General features: G+C 66.8%; 14 protein-coding genes. 8 read left to right on the top strand and 6 right to left on the bottom strand.

Features of this window, described 5'->3' with window-relative positions; genetic code table 11:
- Positions 1–172: 172 nt before the first annotated feature.
- From clpS to ACK4S9_RS11525, 4 genes are all read left to right on the top strand, one after another.
- Positions 173–475: an ATP-dependent Clp protease adapter ClpS gene (gene clpS, locus ACK4S9_RS11540; RefSeq protein ID WP_027864722.1), complete on the top strand. Its 303-nt coding sequence runs from the start codon at positions 173–175 to the stop codon at positions 473–475.
- Positions 472–2,772, top strand: a complete 2,301-nt coding sequence (gene clpA, locus ACK4S9_RS11535) for an ATP-dependent Clp protease ATP-binding subunit ClpA (RefSeq protein WP_409725671.1) — start codon at positions 472–474, stop codon at positions 2,770–2,772. The genes clpS and clpA overlap by 4 nt, the downstream gene beginning before the upstream one ends.
- Positions 2,773–3,054: 282 nt before the next feature.
- Complete coding sequence (locus ACK4S9_RS11530; RefSeq protein WP_409725669.1) at positions 3,055–6,456, top strand: S41 family peptidase; 3,402 nt, start codon at positions 3,055–3,057, stop codon at positions 6,454–6,456.
- A gap of 117 nt (positions 6,457–6,573) precedes the next feature.
- Positions 6,574–8,154, top strand: coding sequence for a methyl-accepting chemotaxis protein (locus ACK4S9_RS11525; protein WP_409725667.1), 1,581 nt, complete (start codon positions 6,574–6,576; stop codon positions 8,152–8,154).
- Between the two features lie 50 nt (positions 8,155–8,204).
- Here the strand turns inward: ACK4S9_RS11525 and ACK4S9_RS11520 are convergent, their stop codons facing one another.
- The 3 genes from ACK4S9_RS11520 to ACK4S9_RS11510 all read right to left on the bottom strand — a co-directional run bounded on the left by ACK4S9_RS11520 (position 8,205) and on the right by ACK4S9_RS11510 (position 10,913).
- Positions 8,205–9,641 (bottom strand): PA domain-containing protein, encoded by a 1,437-nt coding sequence (locus ACK4S9_RS11520; RefSeq protein WP_409725665.1) that lies wholly within the window; start codon positions 9,639–9,641, stop codon positions 8,205–8,207.
- Positions 9,628–10,050, bottom strand: coding sequence for a post-PEP-CTERM-1 domain-containing protein (locus ACK4S9_RS11515; protein WP_409725663.1), 423 nt, complete (start codon positions 10,048–10,050; stop codon positions 9,628–9,630). The genes ACK4S9_RS11520 and ACK4S9_RS11515 overlap by 14 nt, the downstream gene beginning before the upstream one ends.
- 401 nt (positions 10,051–10,451) lie before the next feature.
- Positions 10,452–10,913: an FKBP-type peptidyl-prolyl cis-trans isomerase gene (locus ACK4S9_RS11510; RefSeq protein WP_409725661.1), complete on the bottom strand. Its 462-nt coding sequence runs from the start codon at positions 10,911–10,913 to the stop codon at positions 10,452–10,454.
- 95 nt (positions 10,914–11,008) lie between these two features.
- Between ACK4S9_RS11510 and ACK4S9_RS11505 the strand changes: the two genes are divergently transcribed.
- Both ACK4S9_RS11505 and ACK4S9_RS11500 read left to right on the top strand, forming a co-directional pair.
- Entirely contained in the window at positions 11,009–11,473 is a 465-nt protein-coding gene (locus ACK4S9_RS11505) for a DUF2127 domain-containing protein (protein ID WP_409725659.1), read from the top strand.
- 28 nt (positions 11,474–11,501) lie between these two features.
- Entirely contained in the window at positions 11,502–13,211 is a 1,710-nt protein-coding gene (locus ACK4S9_RS11500) for an SDR family oxidoreductase (protein ID WP_409725657.1), read from the top strand.
- Positions 13,212–13,226: 15 nt separating this feature from the next.
- On the opposite strand, the gene ACK4S9_RS11495 is transcribed toward ACK4S9_RS11500, so the two are convergent.
- The 3 genes from ACK4S9_RS11495 to prpR all read right to left on the bottom strand — a co-directional run bounded on the left by ACK4S9_RS11495 (position 13,227) and on the right by prpR (position 17,656).
- Complete coding sequence (locus tag ACK4S9_RS11495) at positions 13,227–14,399, bottom strand: trans-sulfuration enzyme family protein (protein ID WP_409725655.1); 1,173 nt, start codon at positions 14,397–14,399, stop codon at positions 13,227–13,229.
- On the bottom strand, positions 14,396–15,775 hold the full coding sequence (locus ACK4S9_RS11490; RefSeq protein ID WP_409725653.1) for a pyridoxal-phosphate dependent enzyme: 1,380 nt from the start codon (positions 15,773–15,775) through the stop codon (positions 14,396–14,398). The genes ACK4S9_RS11495 and ACK4S9_RS11490 overlap by 4 nt, the downstream gene beginning before the upstream one ends.
- A 276-nt stretch (positions 15,776–16,051) precedes the next feature.
- On the bottom strand, positions 16,052–17,656 hold the full coding sequence (gene prpR, locus ACK4S9_RS11485; protein WP_409725651.1) for a propionate catabolism operon regulatory protein PrpR: 1,605 nt from the start codon (positions 17,654–17,656) through the stop codon (positions 16,052–16,054).
- Positions 17,657–17,816: 160 nt separating this feature from the next.
- Between prpR and ACK4S9_RS11480 the strand changes: the two genes are divergently transcribed.
- Positions 17,817–18,161, top strand: a complete 345-nt coding sequence (locus tag ACK4S9_RS11480; protein ID WP_409725649.1) for a DUF485 domain-containing protein — start codon at positions 17,817–17,819, stop codon at positions 18,159–18,161.
- Positions 18,158–19,819, top strand: coding sequence for a cation acetate symporter (locus tag ACK4S9_RS11475; RefSeq protein WP_409725647.1), 1,662 nt, complete (start codon positions 18,158–18,160; stop codon positions 19,817–19,819). Before ACK4S9_RS11480 ends, ACK4S9_RS11475 begins: the two co-directional genes overlap by 4 nt.
- Positions 19,820–19,889: the final 70 nt, after the last annotated feature.

The raw sequence follows: 19,889 nt of genomic DNA, 5'->3' as shown, positions 1-19,889 counted from the left end.
GCGGTTTTAGGGGGGTGTTGCCAAATTTTTCACGGCAGAGGTAACACGACTCTTGATTTCGTCAATTGGATCGCCATCTGCGCATTCATCGGAAAACCAGTAACATGGAAGCACATGAAAACAAGCTGATGTTTACGCTTGGCACAGATATTGAAAGCATTAGAATACGCCCATGGCTACGAAGCATGACACCGAACAGCTGCTGGAGCGGCAAACCGTAAAACCGCCACCCTTATATCAGGTGGCGTTGCTGAACGACGACTACACGCCGATGGAATTCGTGGTTGCGATCATCCAGGAGTACTTCAACAAGGATCGCGAGACGGCGACCCAGATCATGCTTTCCGTGCATCGGCATGGCAAGGGCGTCTGTGGGGTGTTTTCCAAAGATATAGCGTGTACCAAAGTGGAGTTTGTCTTAACGCATGCGCGTAAGGCAGGGCACCCCCTGCAGTGCGTGATGGAGGAAGTATGATTGCGCAGGAACTTGAAGTATCCCTACACATGGCCTTTGTCGAAGCCCGCCAGGCCCGCCACGAATTCATCACCGTGGAACACCTGCTGCTGGCCCTTCTCGACAACCCATCAGCCGCCGAAGTCCTGCGTGCGTGCGCGGTCAATATCGAAGACCTGCGCAAGACCTTGACTAATTTTATCGGTGATAACACCCCGACCGTGCCCGGCACGGGCGAGGTCGACACCCAGCCGACGCTCGGATTCCAGCGCGTGATCCAGCGCGCGATCATGCACGTCCAGTCGGCCTCGAACGGCAAGAAGGAAGTCACCGGCGCCAATGTGCTGGTCGCGATCTTCGGCGAGAAGGATTCCCATGCCGTCTACTACCTGCACCAGCAGGGCGTGACCCGCCTCGACGTGGTCAACTTCATCTCGCACGGCGTGCGCAAGGACCAGCAGCTCGACACCAGCAAGGCGTCGGAAGGCGTGGAAGAAGCGCAGGTCGAAGGCCAGGCCAAGGAAAGCCCGCTCGACCAGTTCACCCAGAACCTGAACAAGTCGGCCGCCGACGGCAAGATCGATCCGCTGATCGGGCGCGAGGAAGAAGTCGACCGCGTGATCCAGATCCTGTGCCGCCGCCGCAAGAACAATCCGCTGCTGGTGGGCGAGGCCGGTGTCGGCAAGACCGCCATCGCCGAAGGCCTGGCATGGCGCATCGTCCAGGAAGACGTGCCCGAGATCCTGCAGAACGCCGTCGTGTACTCGCTCGACATGGGCGCGCTGCTGGCCGGCACCAAGTACCGCGGCGACTTCGAGCAGCGTCTGAAGGCGGTGCTCAAGCAGCTCAAGGACACTCCGAACGGCATCCTGTTCATCGACGAGATCCACACGATCATCGGCGCCGGTTCGGCTTCGGGCGGCACGCTCGACGCATCGAACCTGCTCAAGCCCGCCCTGGCCAACGGCCAACTCAAGTGCATCGGCGCGACCACGTTCACGGAATTCCGCGGCGTGTTCGAGAAAGACCATGCACTGTCCCGCCGCTTCCAGAAGGTCGACGTCAACGAACCCTCGGTCGAGCAGACCGTGGCGATCCTGCGCGGCCTGAAGTCGCGCTTCGAAGAGCACCATGGCGTGAAGTATTCGGCCTCGGCGCTGTCGACCGCGGCCGAGCTGGCGGCGCGCTTCATCAACGACCGCCACCTGCCCGATAAAGCCATCGACGTCATCGATGAAGCGGGCGCGGCCCAGCGCATCCTGCCGAAGTCGAAGCAGAAGAAGACCATCGGCAAGACCGAGATCGAGGACATCATCGCCAAGATCGCGCGGATTCCTCCGCAGACCGTCAACCAGGACGACCGCAGCAAGCTGCAGACCATCGACCGCGACCTGCGCAACGTGGTGTTCGGCCAGGATCCCGCCATCGAAGCTCTGTCGGCGGCCATCAAGATGGCGCGCGCCGGCCTGGGCAAGCAGGACAAGCCGATCGGCTCCTTCCTGTTCTCCGGTCCGACCGGCGTCGGCAAGACCGAGGTCGCCAAGCAGCTGGCCTTCATCCTGGGCATCGAGCTGGTGCGCTTCGACATGTCCGAGTACATGGAGCGCCACGCGGTGTCGCGCCTGATCGGCGCGCCGCCGGGCTACGTCGGCTTCGACCAGGGCGGCCTCTTGACCGAGGCCATCACCAAGAAGCCTCACGCGGTGCTGCTGCTGGACGAGATCGAGAAAGCCCATCCGGACATCTTCAACATCCTGCTGCAGGTGATGGACCACGGCACGCTGACCGACAACAACGGACGCAAGGCGGACTTCCGCAACGTGATCATCATCATGACCACCAATGCGGGCGCCGAGAGCCTGACCAAGCGCTCGGTGGGCTTCGTGGATTCGAAGGCGCAGGGCGACGAGATGGCCGACATCAAGCGCATGTTCACGCCGGAGTTCCGCAACCGCCTGGACGCGATCATCAGCTTCCGCGCGCTGGACGAGGACATCATCCTGCGCGTCGTGGACAAGTTCCTGATGCAGCTGGAAGAGCAGCTGCACGAGAAGAAGGTGGAAGCCGTGTTCACCGAGAAGCTGCGCAAGTTCCTCGGCAAGAAGGGTTTCGATCCGCTGATGGGCGCCCGTCCGATGTCGCGCCTGATCCAGGACATGATCCGCAAGGCGCTGGCCGACGAGCTGCTGTTCGGCCGCCTGGTCAACGGTGGCCGGGTGACGGTGGACCTGAACGAGAAGGACGACGTCGTCCTCGAGTTCCCGGAAGGCGATGCACTGCCGCCGCCGGCTCCGGCCGAGACGGTCGAGATCGAATGATCTTCGGTCGTTCAATAAAACCGCGCGTCAAGCGCGGTTTTATTTTGTGCGGGCGGTTTACCTGGAAACCTGGATTCCCGCCTTCGCGGGAATGACGTGCTGGGTGAGCTGACCATCAGCTTCTGCATAGTCCGCGACCTGAAGACCGTCGTTCCGGCGCAGGCCGGAACCCAATCCAGCGTGCACACCACCACCCCCAGCTTTTTTGCATGTATGCACGTCGTACACAGCTTTCACCTGTGGCAAACTCTTCCTCTTGAGTAAACCTTGCCACTGCAAAACATGCCCCTGTCCCGCACCATCCTCGCCCTGTCGCTCGCCCTGATCGGCAGCCAGGCCGTCGCCGCCGACCCTTACTTCCGTTTCCCCGCCATCCGCGGCGACAGCATCGTCTTCACCGCCGAGGGCGACCTGTGGCGCACGACGATCCAGGGCGGCAAGGCGACCCGCCTGACCACCCACCCCTCCAGCGAAACCCAGGCCGCGATCTCGCACGACGGCAAGCATGTCGCCTTCGCCGCCTCGTACGAGGGCGCCCAGGAAGCCTATGTGATGCCGATCGAGGGCGGCCTGCCCAAGCGCATCACCTTTGAAAACGGCGGCGTGACCGTGCTGGGCTGGACCGCGCAGGGCGAAGTCTTGGTGAGCACCGAAAATTCGGTGGGACCGTCGAAACACCGTATCGTCGCCGCCCTCGACCCGGTGAGGATGACGCGCCGCGTGCTGCCGCTGGCCGACGCCAACGACGCCGTGCTGAGCGACGACGGCCGCACCGTGTTCTTCACGCGCATGGGCCTGTCGATGACCAACGATAACGTCAAGGCCTACCGCGGCGGCGCCCATGCCCAGCTGTGGCGGTTCGAACTCGGCGCCAAGGGCGAGGCCACGCGCCTGTTCAAGGACGACGATGCCAACAACCGCCGCGCCATGTGGTGGCAGGGCCGCATCTACTTCATCAGCGATGCCGGCGGGGCCGACAACATCTGGTCCGCGCTGCCCGACGGCAGCGACCGCAAGCTGCACACCAGGCACACCGAATGGGACGTGCGCACCGCTTCGCTGGGCGACGGCCGCATCGCCTACCAGCTGGGCGCCGACCTGCGCGTGTTCGACATCGCCAGCGGCGGCGATACGCTCATCAAGGCCAGCCTGGTCTCGGACTTCGACCAGCAGCGCACCCGCCGGGTGCGCTCGCCGCTCGACGCGCTCACGAATATCGACGTCGCCAACAAGGCCCAGCGCATCGTGCTGACCGCGCGCGGCAAGGTCACGATCGCCGGCACCGGCAGCTACCGCCGGGTCGAGATCGCGGTGCCGGACGGGGCGCGCGCCAGGTCCGCCGTGTTCAGCCACGACGACAAGTGGGTCTACGCCTTCGTGGACACCACTGGCGAAAACGAGATCTGGCGCTACGCCGCCGACGGCTCGGGCAAGGGCGAGCGTCTCACCATCGACGGCGCCAGCCACCGCTCCGGCATCTATCCGTCGCCGGACGGCAGGTATCTCGCCCACACCGACAAGAAGGGCCGCACCTGGCTGCTCGACCTGCAGTCCAAGACCAACGTCATCATCGACGACGCGAAGCAGGTCGGCGCCGACAGTCCGGACCAGGTGGTGTGGTCGCCGGACAGCCGCAACCTGGCTTTTGTCAGGGTCGGCAGCAGCGAGCAGCGCAACCAGATCGGCATGGTCAACCTGGCCTCGAAACGCGTGAGCTTCGTCACCACCGACCGCTACACGGCCCACTCGCCGGTGTTCTCGCCGGACGGGAAGTGGCTGTACTTCCTGTCCGCGCGCCACTTCAACGTGAGTAATAACGGTCCTTGGGGCGACCGCAACATGGGCCCGGTGTTCGACCGCCGCGTCGGCATCTACGCGCTGGCGCTGCAGCCCGGCGTGCGCTTCCCCTTCAAGCCCGAAGACGAGCTGACCAAGCCGGAAGTGGCCTCGCCCGAGGCCGCGGCGCGCGCCGCGGTCCAGACCCCCGGCAAGGAAGAGGCCGACAAGACCGCCGCCGTCGCCGCGGCCGCCGCAGCCACCGCCGCGGCAAACGCCGCGGATCCGAAGGCCACGGCGCCGACCCCGGCCATCGATTATGCCGGCCTGCGCGAGCGCCTCTACGAAGTGCCGGTCCCGCCGGGTAACTACCGCGCCCTGGCCATCGACGAGAAGCGTCTGTACGTGCTCGAATCGGACAACGGCCGCAGCGGCGCGCTCAAGACCCTCGAGATCTCGCGCAGCAGCCCACAGTTCGAGACCTTCGTGAACAATGTGCGCGAGTTCGGCCTGAGCGCCGACCGCAAGCACGTCTTCTACCGCAGCTTCCACGCCAGCGGACCCGGCGAGATGCTGATGGTCGCTGCCGGCGCCAAGGCCCCGGCCGACGTGTCGAAGGCGCGCATCAAGATCGACGACTGGGCGGTCAGCACCAATCCGCGCCTGGAGTGGCAGCAGATGTTCAACGACGCCTGGCGCATGCACCGCGACTTCCTGTACGACGCCAACATGCGCGGGATCGACTGGGCTGCCGTGCGCCAGCGCTACGCGCCGCTGGTCGAGCGCGTGACCGACCGCGCCGAGCTCAACGACGTACTGGGCATGATGGTGGGCGAACTCGGCGCGCTGCACTCGCAGATCGTCCCGGGCGACGTGCGCCGCGCCGCAGGGGAGGGTGTGCCCTCCAGCCTGGGCGCCGTGCTGTCGCGTGTGGGCGATGGCTTCCGTGTCGACCGCGTCTACCGCAGCGAACCGGAACTGCCGTCGGAACGCGGCCCGCTGGCGGCGCCGGACGTCGGCGTGAAGGAAGGCGACGTCATCACCGCCGTCAACGGCAAGTCCCTGGTGGAGGCGCGCGACATCGCCGACCTGCTGCTCGACCAGGCCGACAAGCAGGTGCTGCTGCACGTGAAAAGCCCGGGCGGCAAGACGCGTCCCGTCATCGTGACGCCGGTCTCGATGGCGCGCCACGCCAGCTTGCGTTACTCGGACTGGGAACAGGGCAGGGCCCAGCAGGTCGACCAGGCCTCGAAGGGCAGGGTCGGCTACCTGCACCTGCGCGCCATGGTCGCGCGCGACATCAACGCGTTTGCGCGCGACTTCTACGCCAACATCAACAAGGAAGGCCTGATCATCGACGTGCGCCGCAACAACGGCGGCAACATCGACAGCTGGATCATCGAGAAGCTGCTGCGCCGCTCGTGGGCGTTCTGGAGCGCGAACGGCAACCTGCCGCAGTCGAACATGCAGAACACCTTCCGCGGCCACCTGGTGGTGCTGATGGACGAGCTGACCTACTCGGACGGCGAAACCTTCGCGGCCGGCGTCAAGGCCCTGAAACTGGGCCCGCTGGTGGGCAAACGCACCGCCGGCGCCGGCGTCTGGCTCAGCGACGGCAACAACCTGGCCGACAATGGCCGGGCACGCGTGGCCGAGTTCGGCCAGTTCGCGGCCGATGGCGAATGGCTGATCGAAGGCGTGGGCGTGGCGCCGGACGTCGAGGTCGACAACCTGCCGCACGAGACCTTCGAAGGCCGCGACCGCCAGCTTGAAGTGGCGATCGGGCTGCTCGAGCAGAAGCTCAAGGAGCAGCCGGTCAAGCCATGGAAGCCGGCGGCGATCCCGGCGCTCAAGCGCCAGTGGGATGCCGGCGGGCCAGCCGGCAAGGCGCCGCCGACCGACAAGTAAGCGCCTGCGCGGGCGGGAGCGCCGGGGTTCCCGCCCGCGGCTCGCATGTCATGGCATTTCATCGCCATGTCATATTGAGTTTCTAAACTGCAAGTATCTCAGCAACCGATACTTGCCATGCATTTCGTGAAGCTCCAGACCGGCACCAAGATCCTCGGCGCCTTCGGCGTCGTCTCCTTCCTTCTCCTGATCATCTCGGCCGTGGCGCTATGGCGCATGCAGTCGAACGACCTCCTTGCGGCCGACCTGGTCTACGACAAGCTGGCCAAGCAGCAACTGGCTTCCGACCTGCTCGGCGCCGAACGCCTGAACGGCGCGCGCACGGTCGCCATCGCGCGCAGCGACAGCCTGGAGCTGGCGGATTACTTCGGCGCCCAGCTGGCCCAGGGCAGGAAAGCCGTCGCCGGGCTGGAAGCCAGGCTGGCCGGGCTGCCGCGCAGCGAGCGCGAGGCCGAGCTGATGGCGCGGGCCGCAGCCGGCAAGGCGGCGCTGGACAAGGTGCAGGCCGCGCTGTTCCAGGCCAAGGAATTCGGCCAGACCGGGGTCGTCGAGCAACTCGTCGGCGGCGACTGGGAGCGGCGCTACAAGGCCTACACCGGCGCGCTGGAAGCGCTGCTGGCCTTTGAGACCGGGGAAGCCCACCGCCTGGCCGAGGAATCGGCATTCGCCTCGCGCTTCGGCAAGGCGCTGGTGCTGGCGCTCGGCCTGGGCGCGCTCGGCATCGGCGCGCTGCTCGCCTGGATGCTGACCCGGAACATCGTCGGGCCGCTGCAGCAGGCCGTCGGCCTGGCCGAGCAGGTGGCCAAGGGCGACCTGCGTCCGGTCATCCGGCACGGGCGTGCGGACGAGATCGGCCGCCTGTTCGACGCCCTCAACGGCATGACCGGCGGGGTCTCGGCCACTGTCTCGCAAGTGCTGGCCGGGGCCCGGGCGATCGATGCGGCCTCGGGCGACATCGCCGACGGCAACCAGGACCTGTCGCGCCGCACCGAGCGCCAGGCCGCGAGCCTGCGCCAGACCGTCGGCGCGATGGAAGAACTCAGCGAGGCCATCGCCCGCAACAATGCCAGCGCCCGCTCCGCGAACGCCCTGGCGCAGTCGGCATCGACCGTCGCAGCGCGCAGCGCCCAGGCGGTGCAGGAGGTGGTGGCGCGCATGGAGGCGATCAAGGCCTCGGCCGACCGGATCACGGACATCACCGGCATGATCGACAGCATCGCCTTCCAGACCAATATCCTGGCCCTGAACGCGGCGGTGGAAGCGGCGCGCGCCGGCGCCGAAGGGCGCGGCTTTGCGGTGGTGGCGGCCGAGGTGCGCAACCTGGCCCAGCATTCGGCCACGGCGGCCAGGGAAATCAAGGGGCTGATCAAGGCCTCGAGCGCGGAGATCGCCGCCGGCACCGGGACCGCCGGCACCGCGGGCGAGACCATGCGCGCGGTGCTGGAGCACGTGCACGACGTCGCCGGCCTGCTCGACACCATCTCCACCGCCAGCGGCGAACAGGCCGGCGGCGTGGCCCAGGTCAGCCAGGCGATCGCCGAGATGGACGAATCGACCCGGCAGAACGCGGCCATGGTGGAACAGGCCGCCAGCGCCGCCGCGTCGATGCGCCGGCAGGCGGCCGAGTTGTCGGCGCTGGTGGCGACCTTCAAGCTGCCGCAGGGCGGGCGCGCGCCGCGCGCGCTGGCAGCCGCCTGACGAAAAAAAACCGCCTGCAAGCAGGCGGTTGCGGGTTCAGGCAGCCGGGATTACCAGCCGATGTCCTTGAACAGTTCCATGGTCAGGTCGGTCGGGGCGGTCACCGAGTGGGTCAGGTCCGCACTGATCGACGGTTCCATCAGCTGGTTGCGGGTGGTCGCGGTGTTGTAGTGCGACACCGACGAGCCCTGCTGGAACGGATTCGGCGTGAACATGGTGACGCGGCCCTGCGCATCGGCGCCCGAGAGCTGGGTCTTGGAGCGTTCGAGCTTGCCCACGGTGCCGTTCGCGTTGCCGTTCGGCTTGGTCAGGCTGGCGAGGATCGCCGCGCCGTCGGCCTGCGACACGCGCACGGCCGGGATGGTGATCGACGGATCCGCGCCGCCCAGGCCGGTGACCGCGCCCGGTGCGTTGTCGGCCACGATCACGCCGATCGCGCCGGCGTCCTGGGCGTTCTTGACCTTGACCGTGAAGCCGCAGGTGCCGCGGCTGACCAGGGCGATCTTGCGGCGCACCGCTTCCGCGTTGGCCGCGTTGAACGGCGTGCAGGCCGAGCCCGGGCTGTCGGGCTGCAGGGCGACGGCGGCGATCTGGCCGGTGAGCGGCGACTTGTCGATCTTCGGACCGAAATCGGCTTCGCCGACCGCGTACAGGTCGCCGGACGGCGAGTTGGCGCCGGCGCCGATCACGCGCAGCTGGGCGGTCGGGGTCAGGACCGACGGTGCGGCCGCGGTGACGCGGGCGCCGGTCCAGGACAGGCCGCCCGGCTTGAGCGCCGACGCGGCACGCTCGGCATTGGTCATGTCGACCCACAGCTTGCCGGTCGTGTTATCCAGCAGGAAGTGGTCCCAGGCCGAAGGGCGGCCGGCGAAGACCGCGCCGCTCGCGCCGCTGGTGAAGGTCTGGAAGCCCAGGCCATGGCCCATTTCGTGCAGCAGGGTGGCGACGAAGTCGATGTCGTTGCCTTCGTTCGCATCCAGGCCCAGGTACCACTTGCTGCCGGCCAGGCAGTTCGCGTTGCCGAGGTTGGAATTGAAGCGCGCGGTGATCTGGCCGCCCGGGCTGGTCGAGATCTCGCTGCCGTACAGCTTGTTGGCCAGGGCGTAGGAATACCAGGTGTCGGTCTTCGGCGCGCCCGGGAAGTTGGCGAACACCTGGGTGGCGCCGGCGCTGCCCAGCACGGCGCTGGTGGCGGTGCAGCTGAGCGGCTCGAAGGTCGCGTTGATGACGATCGGGACGTTGCTGGTCAGGGTCTTGCCCCAGATGTTGGCCGCGTGCGTGAACGCGATCAGGCGCTGCTCGCCGAGGGTGGTGCCGGTGTTGCCGCCGATGGGCGTGGCCGGGGTCGTGTCGTTGAAGCCGACGCCAGTCGCGTTCAGGTTGTTGATGACGATTTTCGCCGCCGCCTGGGCCGTGCCCATGCTGCCGCAGGCGAGGGCCAGGGCCGCCACCACCAGGGTGAGGCTCGGACGCTTATTGGACTTCATTCTGGTGCTCCTTGGCGTGCGTGGACACTGGGGTGGACAGGGCGGAATGGGCGGCATGCGAGCCGTGGGCGCACTCGGCCTCGAGCTTGCCGTCCGCGGTGCGGCGCACCACGGTGTGCATCATCGATTCTTCGTCGACGTGGGCGGCGAGCACGCCGTTCTGCTGCAGGCTGGCGACGCCGGCCACCGGAGCGCCGGAGGCGGCGCGGGCAGCCTTCTGGGCGGCGCGTTCCGCTTTGCGCAGCTCGTTCAGTTGTTGTACCTCAGCGGCAGTCGCATTGCGCAGCTTGCCGGTGCGCGGGTCCTTGGCCACGGTCTGGCCTTCCTGTCCGGCGGCAAAGGCCGAGCCGGCGAACGCCAGCGCCGCGAGGGCGACCGCGCTACGCAGCATGGATACACGGATTTGCATGTTGTCTCTTCTCTCAGAAAAATATACGTCAATCGGTACCACTTTCTTTCCCCGTCTCTAGAGCCGGTTGTCAACAACTATAGCTTTGGAAATAATGGAATTGCACAAATCCATTAAAAATTTTATATCTTTGTTTCAGGCGACATGCATATAAAATTCGGTTTTCTCTCTCAAAAGACGGATGTAAATACAGCTTTATTGCGCGTTGTTTTTTGTGCGCAAGACACAGCAAGCTGAAATGTGGTACTGACGGGCGCGCAGTCCTGGACCAGGACGCGCCATGCGGGGGAGGGGGCTGCGAGCAGGACGCACGGAAGCCGGCGCAACCGGCGCCGGGAACAAGCGGAAGAGCGGAGAAGGGACTCGCGGCGGCGGCACCCCCGGCGCGCTGCGGGCCGTGCTCAGCGCACCTCGAGCAGTTCGACGTCGAAGATCAGGTTGGCGTTCGGCGGGATCGGACCGGCTCCCGAGCTGCCGTAGCCCATGCTGGCGGGAATGATGAGGGTGCGCTTGCCGCCGACCTTCATGCCGGCCACGCCCGCATCCCAGCCGGGAATGACCTGGCCGCCGCCGAGGTGGAAGCTGAACGGCTCGCGTCCGCTGGAGGAGTCGAACTGGGCGCCGCGCTTCGATTCGGTATTCGGCTCGTACAGCCAGCCCGTATAGTGGACGACGACGGTGGCGCCGTCGGTGGCCTCCTTGCCGGTGCCGACCACGGTGTCGATCTTTTGCAGCGTCACGCTATCGGCCGCTGCCGCAGGCGTATCGGCGCTTGCCGCGGCGGGTGTGTCGGCGCGCTTGCAGGCGCCAAGGGCCAGTGCTACGGTCAAGCCCAGGATGCAGTGGGAGATCAGCTTTTTCAATGGTTTCTTTCGTAAAAGGGACAAGGACGAAGGCAGCGGCAGTATACATGGCGGCCGCGCCATGACAAGCATTGCCGGAGCCCGTGGGAGAGAACATGCGCCTGTCGCAGGGACTGCGCGCGGTGGCCGCGCTCGAGGCCGCCAAGGGCACCTTGGTGCTGTTGACCGGTTGCGGCCTGTTCGCGCTGCTGCACCAGGACGTCCAGCGCCTGGCCGAACAGCTGGTGGCGCACGCGCACTTGAACCCCGCATCCCATACGCCCCGGGTGTTCGTCGAGCTTGCCGGCCAGCTGGACGACACGCGCCTGCTGCAGCTGGCCGCGGCGGCCCTCGCTTACTCGAGCCTGCGCATGGTCGAGGCCTATGGCCTGTGGCAGGGCCGCGCGTGGGCCGAAGCCCTGGCGGCGGCCAGCGGCGCCGTCTACCTGCCCTTCGAACTGGCCGAATTGCTGCGCCGTCCGGGCCTGCTGAGCGCCGGCCTGCTGGCGGTCAACCTGGCGATCGTCGCTTTCATGGTCTACAGTTTGAAAAGACGCCGCGCAGGGCGGCGGTCCGCTTGACATCGCATGGGCACGCACGGGACCGCATATGGTATCGAACCAACCCGGATTCCTCTTTGCCACCGGCATCGAAAACAGCATCCCGACCATCGATGGCGGCCGGGTCCGCATGGACGAGATGGACAAGTGCGGACACTATCGCCAATGGGGGCGCGACTTCGACCTGGTGCAGGAAATCGGCATCCGCTTCCTGCGCTACGGTCCCCCGCCGCACACGACGCTGCTTGCCGCGGGACGGCATGACTGGTCGTTCGCCGACGCCGTGTTTCCCGACCTGCGCCGGCGCGGCCTGGTGCCGATCGTCGACCTGTGCCATTTCGGCCTGCCCGACTTCCTCGGCAACTTCCAGAACCCCGACTTTCCCGCGATCTTCGCCGACTATGCGCGCGCCTTTGCCCAGCGCTATCCCTGGATCCAGCTGTACACGCCGGTCAACGAGATGTCGATCTGCGCGCTGTTTTCCGCCCTCTACGGCTGGTGGAACGAGCAGATGCGCAGCGACCGGGCTTTCGTTACCGCCCTCGAGCACGTCGTGAAGGCCAACCTGCTGGCCATGCGCGCCATCCTCGAGGTGCGCCCCGACGCGCTGTTCGTCCAGAGCGAGTCGACCGAATACTTCCACGCCCGCTCGCCCGCCGCGATCGGCCCGGCCGAGACCATGAACGCGCGCCGCTTCCTGTCGCTCGACCTGAACTACGGGCGTCGCGTCGACTCCACGATGTACGAGTACCCGATGGACAACGGCATGACGCGTGACGAGTACCACTTCTTCCTGAACAACAACCTGAAGCACCACTGCATCATGGGGAACGACTACTACCAGACCAGCGAACACCATGTGGCGGCGGATGGCTCGACGGTGTCGTCCGGGGAGATCTTCGGCTACGCCGTGATCACGCACCAGTACTACAACCGCTACCGGCTGCCGGTGATGCACACCGAAATCAATCTGTGCCAAGGACCGTGCGGCGACGAGGCCGTGAAATGGCTGCGCAAGGAGTGGGCCAACGTGCTGCGGGTACGGAACAACGGCGTACCCCTGATCGGTTTCACCTGGTATTCCCTGATCGACCAGGTCGACTGGGACACCGGCCTGCGCGGGAACAAGGGCCACGTGAACGCGCTCGGCCTCGCCGACCTCGAGCGCCGGCTGCGTCCGGTCGGGCAGGCCTACCGCGACCTGATCGACGTCGGCGTGGAACAGCAGGTCGGCACCGCCGTCGAGCGCGTCATGGGGCGCTTCGGGCGGCTGGACGTGGTGGTCAACAACACCGGACTGATGGTCTTCAAGCTGATCGCGGAACTCGATGCGGCCGACTGGACGAAGGTGCTGCAGGTCGACCTGCTCGGGGCCTTCTTCTTCATCAAGCAGGCCTTCCTGCATATGGGGCAGGGCGGGGCGATCGTCAACGTCGCCAGCGTGCATGCCCTGGAGACCGAGGTCAACGTGGCGCCTTACGCGGCCGCCAAGGCCGCCCTGCTGTCGCTGACGCGCTCGGCGGCGCTGGAGGGCGCACCCTGGGGCATCCGGGTCAATGCCGTGCTCCCCGGGGCGGTCGACACGCCGATGCTGTGGAATAACCCGCAAGTAGCGTCCGGGGCCGAGCACATCGACGCGGCCGAGGTGGGCAAGCCCGCCGACATCGCCGCGGCGATCGCCTTCCTGGCGTCTGGCGACGCCGCCTTCGTCCAGGGCGCCTCCCTGCTGGTGGACGGCGGGCGCCTGTGCCGCCTGTAGCGAGTCCGAAACGCGTCAGATCGCGGCCAGCGCCCGGCGCAGATCGTCGCGCTGGTCTTCCAGGTGCTCGATGCCGACCGACAGGCGGATCAAGCCGTCACCGATGCCCAGCTGGGCGCGCTGCTCGGCCGGGATGCTGGCGTGGGTCATCAGGGCAGGGTGCTCGATCAGGCTCTCGACGCCGCCCAGGCTCTCGGCCAGGGTGAAGACCTCGCAGGCTTCCAGGAAGCGCCTGCTGCCTTCGAGGTCGGTGTCCAGGTCGATCGACACGATGCCCCCGAAGCCGTTCATCTGGCGCCGCGCCAGCGCGTGCTGCGGGTGCGACTCCAGGCCCGGATAGAACACCTTTGCTACCCGCGGCTCGTGCTCGAGCCACCGGGCCAGCGCCAGCGCGTTGGCGCTGCTGCGCTCCACCCGCAGGGCCAGGGTCTTGATCCCGCGCAGCACGAGGAAGCTGTCGAAAGGCCCCTGGATCGCGCCGACGGCGTTCTGGATGAAGCCGAGCCCCTCGGCCAGGGCCGCGTGGCGCTCCTCCTTGCCGACCACCGCCACGCCGCCGATCACGTCGGAGTGGCCGTTCATGTACTTGGTGGTCGAGTGCACCACGATGTCGAAGCCCAGTTCCAGCGGGCGCTGATTGACCGGACTGGCGAAGGTGTTGTCGCACACCGTGATGATGCCGCGCGCGCGGCACAGCGCGGCGATGGCGGCCAGGTCGGCGAGCTTGAGCATCGGATTGGTCGGCGTCTCCACCCACACCAGCTTCGTTTCAGGCGTGAGCGCCTTGCCGAGCGCATCCGGATCGGTCAGGTCGGCATAGGTGAAGCTGTGGCCGGCGCTCTTCCTGCGCACGCGCTCGAACAGGCGATAGGTGCCGCCGTACATGTCGTCGCCCGCCACGATGTGCGAGTTCGCCGGCAGCAGTTCCAGCACCGCCGCGATCGCGGCCAGGCCGGAAGCGAAGGCGAAGGCCGCGCTGCCGCTTTCGATGTCGGCCACGCAGCGCTCCAGCGCCCAGCGGGTCGGGTTGTGCGAGCGGCCGTAGTCCAGGCCCTTGTGCACGCCCGGGCTGTCCTGGCGAAAGGTCGAGGTGGCGAAGATCGGCGGCATCACGGCGCCGGTGGCGGGTTCCGGCGCCTGGCCGCCGTGGATCACGCGGGTGGCGAGGTGTTTTTTCTGGTCGCTCATGACAGGGTCCTTCGCAGGTGGTTCAGCAGGTCGTAGCGCGTGATCAGGCCGTAGAAGCGCTCGCCGTCATGGATCACGGCGGTGAGCCCGCGGTCGAGGATCTCGCGCAGGTGGCCCATGCTGGCGGTCGGCAGCAGGGTCTGCAGCGAGGAGGTCATGGTGCTCGACACCGGCGCGCTGAAGTGCTTGGGTTCGGCCGTCACGTGCAGCAGCAAATCGGATTCGTCGATCAGGCCGGCCAGCCGGCCCTTGTCGTCGATGACGGGCAGTTGCTGCAAATCGGCGTTGCGCATGCGGTTGAAGGCGGTGTTCAAGGTGTCGGAGGGCGACACCGTGACCACTTCGCCGTGGTCGTGGCGGCGGCCGATCAGGTCGCGCAGGTCGCCCGTTTTCGGGCGCGTGATCAGGCCCTGGTCGACCATCCAGCCGTCGCTGTACACCTTGCTCAGGTAGCGGGTGCCGGTGTCGCACACGAAGGAAACGACGCGCTTCGGGCGGGTCTGTTCGCGGCAGTAGCGCAGGGCGGTGGCCAGCAGGGTGCCGGTCGACGACCCGGCCAGGATGCCTTCCTGCTGCAGCAGCAGGCGCGCGGTGCCGAAGCTTTCCTCGTCGGGGATGGTATAGGCCTTCTTCACGCGCGACAGGTCGGCGATGCCGGGAATGAAATCCTCGCCGATGCCCTCGACGGCCCAGGAACCGGCGTCGGTGCGCAGGGTGCCGGTATTGATGTAGTCGGCCAGGATCGAGCCCTTCGGGTCGGCCAGCACGAATTCCAGGTTCGGCTGGGTCTTCTTGAAATAGCGCGACAGGCCGGTGAGCGTGCCGGAGGAGCCGACCCCGACCACGATGGCGTCGAGCCTGTGGTTGACCTGGTCCCAGATCTCGGGACCGGTGGTGGTTTCGTGGGCGCGCGGGTTGGCCGGGTTGTTGAACTGGTCGGCGAACCAGGCGCCGGGAATCTCCTTTGCCAGGCGCGCCGCGACATCCTGGTAGTACTCGGGGTGGCCCTTGCCGACGTCGGAGCGGGTCAGGTGGATCTCGGCGCCGAGCGCCTTCAGGTGCAGGATCTTCTCGGCGGCCATCTTGTCGGGCACCACCAGCACCACGCGGTAGCCCTTGATGCGCGCCACCAGGGCCAGGCCCAGGCCGGTATTGCCGGCGGTGGCTTCGACCACGGTGCCGCCCGGCTCCAAGCGTCCGTCGTGCTCGGCCTGCTCGATCATGGCACGGCCGATCCGGTCCTTGATGGAGCCGCCGGGATTCTGGGATTCGAGTTTCAGGAACAGCTGGCAGGGACCGGTGTCGATCCGGGTGACTTCGATCAGGGGGGTGTCACCGATCAGGGAAAACAGTGCAGCTTGCGACGCGTGTTGCATAGTGCCTCCGTCAGGCCGGGTGGGGACCCGGGCGGTGCGCCGCTTCATGGGCAGGCGCTAGTCGAAGAGCTGGCGCTTGCTGGTATCAATGGGCGCCAGGCCATGTAAAAAAGTCATGATACGGCGATAATTTAGCATGGTGTTGATCCAGCGCGAGGTGGGGAATTTGTAGGGTGGGCAGGTTTCCCGCCCACGCGGTGATAGTTTGCAGCAAGATCATCGCGCCCGAAAACGGAGCCGATAACAATCACCGCGTGGGCGGACAAGCCGCCCACCCTACGGGTTCTCGGTCTTCAAGCGCCGCCACAGGGTGGTGCGGCTGATCCCCAGGTGCTTCGCCGCCGCATCGCGCTGGCCGTTGAAGCGCGCCAGCACCGCGGCAATGCTCTCCGACTCGGCCTCCGGCGTAGGCGCAGGCACGGCCGCCGCCTTGTTTAGCTCAGGAGCAATAGAAACCAGGAAACTCGGCGTCAGCGCCTGCAGCGGCTCCGCCGCCAGGAACAGCGCCAGCCGTTCCATCAGGTTGCGCAGCTCGCGCACGTTGCCGGGCCAGGGGTAGGCTTCGAGCACCGGCGCGCAGGCCCGCATCTCGGCGTGCAGGTTCGGATGCGGCCTGGCGCCCAGCGCCGCCAGCGCATTCTTGAGCGACCACTCGCCAAGGGGCACGATGTCGGCAAGCCGTTCGCGCAGCGGCGGCAGGGCCAGGCGCAGCACCGCCAGCCGGTAGAACAGGTCGGCGCGGAAGCGCCCCTCGCGCACGCGCGCTTCCAGGTCGCAGTGGGTGGCGCTGATCACGCGCACCTCGATCGGCACCGGCCGCGTGCCGCCCACGCGCATCACTTCGCGCTCTTCCAGCACCCGCAGCAGGCGGGTCTGCAGGCCGAGCGGCATTTCGCCGATCTCGTCGAGGAACAGGGTGCCGCCGTTGGCCGCCTCGAACAGGCCGGCGTGGCCGCCGCGCCGCGCGCCGGTGAAGGCGCCTTCCTCGTGGCCGAACAGTTCCGATTCCAGCAGCGATTCCGCGATCGCGCCGCAGTTCACCGCAACGAAAGGGCGGTTGGCGGCGCGCGCCTGGCCTTCGCGGTGGATGGCCTGCGCCACCAGTTCCTTGCCGCTGCCGGTCTCGCCCTGGATCAGCACGGTGGCCGGCGAGCGCGCATACAGCACCACCGTCTGGCGCAGCCGCTCCATCGCGCCCGAATCGCCGCGCAGGTCGTGCAGGCCGCGGCGGGCGCGGCGCGTATCCGCGTTCGCCACGCGGCGGCCGCGGCTCGCTTCCAGGCGCGTCAGGCGCGCCATCTCGAGCGCGTCGTCGAAGGCCTGGCGGATCGAGGCGGCCGAGTACAGGAACACGGCGGGCAAACCCGCTTCCTCGGCCAGGTCCGTGATCAATCCGGCGCCGACGATCACGGCGATGCCGGCCGCCTTGAGTTCGTTGATCGAGGCGCGCGCGTCTTCCTCGGTCACGTAGGTGCGCTGGGCGATCGCGATGCCGAAGGTGTCGGCGAACTCGGCCAGTTCGCGCAAGGGTTCCTGGTAGGTGATCACGCCGATGCGGTTCGAGACGCGGCGGGCGCGCGCCAGCGCCTGCATCACGTCGAAGCCGCTGGCCTTGGCCACCACCACCGGCACCGAGATCCGGCCCTTCAGGTAGGCGGCGTTCGATCCTGCGGCGATCACCACGTCGCAGCGCTCGGTCGCGAGGCGCTCGCGCAGCGTGCGCGCGGCTTCGTCGAAGCCGAGGTGGACCGGCTCGATCGTCGCCAGGTGGTCGTACTCGAGGGTGATGTCGCGGAACAGGTCGGACAGGCGCGATACCGACACGGTCCAGATGACCGGCTTGTCGCCGCCGTCGCCGTCGCTGCGGGTGGATGAACTCATGCGTCAAGTGTAGCCGATTCCATGCGCCAGCTTTGAACTTGCAGGGCCGGCCGTTGTCAGTTACGCGTAAGCCAGCGTAAGAATGCGGTAAGGGCATGCCCGTAGGATGGAGCCAGCCCTGAATACCAGGCATCACCAGAATAGATAACAGGAGACACAAGTGGATCAAGACATCGTTCAGCGGGTCAAGGCCGACCCCAATTACCGCAAGCTGGTCAGCAAGCGCTCGCGCTTCGGCTGGATCCTCACCTGGAGCATGATGGTCGTGTACTACGGCTTCACCTTGCTCTGCGCCTTCGACAAGGAATTCATGGGCAGCCGCATCGGCGACGGCGTCATGACCTGGGGCATCCCGCTGGGCCTGTTCGTGATCCTGTTCACCATCGTGGTGACCGCCATCTACGTGCGCCGCGCCAACAGCGAGTACGACCAGCTGACCGACGCGATCAAGGCCAACGTGGCCGGCGGCAACGGCAGCGGCAGCGGAAAGAAGGTGGCGGCATGAAGGCCCTGAACCGTTCGTCCATCGCAGCAGCATTGCTGCTCGCCAGCGGCGCCGTCCTCGCCGCACCCGACCTCGGCCAGGCCACCAAGCAGGCCACCAACTGGACCGCGATCAGCATGTTCGCGCTGTTCGTGGTGGGGACCCTGTTCATCACCAAGTGGGCCGCCGCCAAGACCCGCTCGGCCTCCGACTTCTACACCGCCGGCGGCGGCATTTCCGGTTTCCAGAACGGCCTGGCGATCGCAGGCGACTTCATGTCGGCCGCATCCTTCCTCGGCATCTCGGCCGCCGTGTTCCTGGACGGCTTCGACGGCCTGATCTACGCGATCGGCTTCCTGGTCGGCTGGCCGGTCATCACCTTCCTGATGGCCGAGCGCCTGCGCAACCTGGGCCGCTACACCTTCGCCGACGTGGCCGCCTACCGCTTCCACCAGAAGCCGATCCGCGTGTTCGCGGCCTCCGGCACCCTGGTGGTGGTGGCCTTCTACCTGATCGCGCAGATGGTCGGCGCCGGCCAGCTGATCAAGCTGCTGTTCGGCCTCGAGTACTGGATCGCGGTGTTGATCGTCGGCGTCCTGATGATGGTCTACGTGCTGTTCGGCGGCATGACCGCCACCACCTGGGTGCAGATCATCAAGGCGGTGCTGCTGCTCTCGGGCGCCTCCTACATGGCCTTCGCGGTGATGTCGCAATACAACTTCAGCCCGGAACAGCTGTTCTCGGCCGCCACCGAGGTGCACGCCAAGGGCGATTCGATCATGGGACCGGGCACCTTCCTGAAAGACCCGATCTCGGCGATTTCCTTCGGCATGGCGCTGATGTTCGGCACCGCCGGCCTGCCGCACATCCTGATGCGCTTCTTCACCGTCCCCAGCGCGAAAGAGGCGCGCAAGTCGGTGCTGTGGGCCACCACCTGGATCGGCTACTTCTACATCCTGACCTTCATCATCGGCTTCGGCGCGATCGTGCTGGTCGGCACCAATCCGGCCTTCAAGGATGCGGCAGGCAAGCTCCTGGGCGGCAACAACATGGCGGCGGTGCACCTGGCCAGCGCCGTGGGCGGCGACATCTTCCTGGGCTTCATCTCGGCGGTGGCCTTCGCGACCATCCTGGCGGTGGTGGCCGGCCTGACCCTGTCGGGTGCCTCGGCGGTGTCGCACGACCTGTACGCGACCGTGTTCAAGAAGGGCAAGGCCAACAGCGCCGACGAACTGAAGGTCTCGAAGATCACCACCATCGCCCTGGGCGTGATCGCGGTGCTGCTCGGGATCGCGTTCGAGAAGCAGAACGTCGCCTTCATGGTGTCGCTGGCCTTCGCCATCGCGGCCTCGGCCAACTTCCCGGTGCTGTTCATGTCGGTGCTGTGGAAGGATTGCACCACCCGCGGCGCCACCATCGGTGGCTTCCTGGGCCTGGCGACCGCGGTCGTGCTGACCCTGGTCTCGAAGTCGGTGTGGGTCGACGTGCTGGGCAACGCCACGGCGATCTTCCCCTACACCTCGCCGGCGATCTTCTCGATGGCGGTCGGCTTCTTCGGCATCTGGTTCTTCTCGGTGACCGACAAGAGCCCGCGCGCCGCGATCGACAAGGCCGGCTTCGAGGCGCAGGAAGTGCGTTCGGAAACCGGTATCGGTGCGTCGGCGGCAAGCGCACACTAGACGCCTGCGCCTGAACCAAACCCCGCTACGGCGGGGTTTTTTTGTTGCTACAATGTTTCAATCTTGTTTC

The sequence above is a fragment of the Massilia sp. genome (assembly GCF_046293535.1).
Lineage (GTDB): Bacteria > Pseudomonadota > Gammaproteobacteria > Burkholderiales > Burkholderiaceae_D > Telluria.
This window is presented reverse-complemented; position numbering and strand designations above follow the sequence as displayed.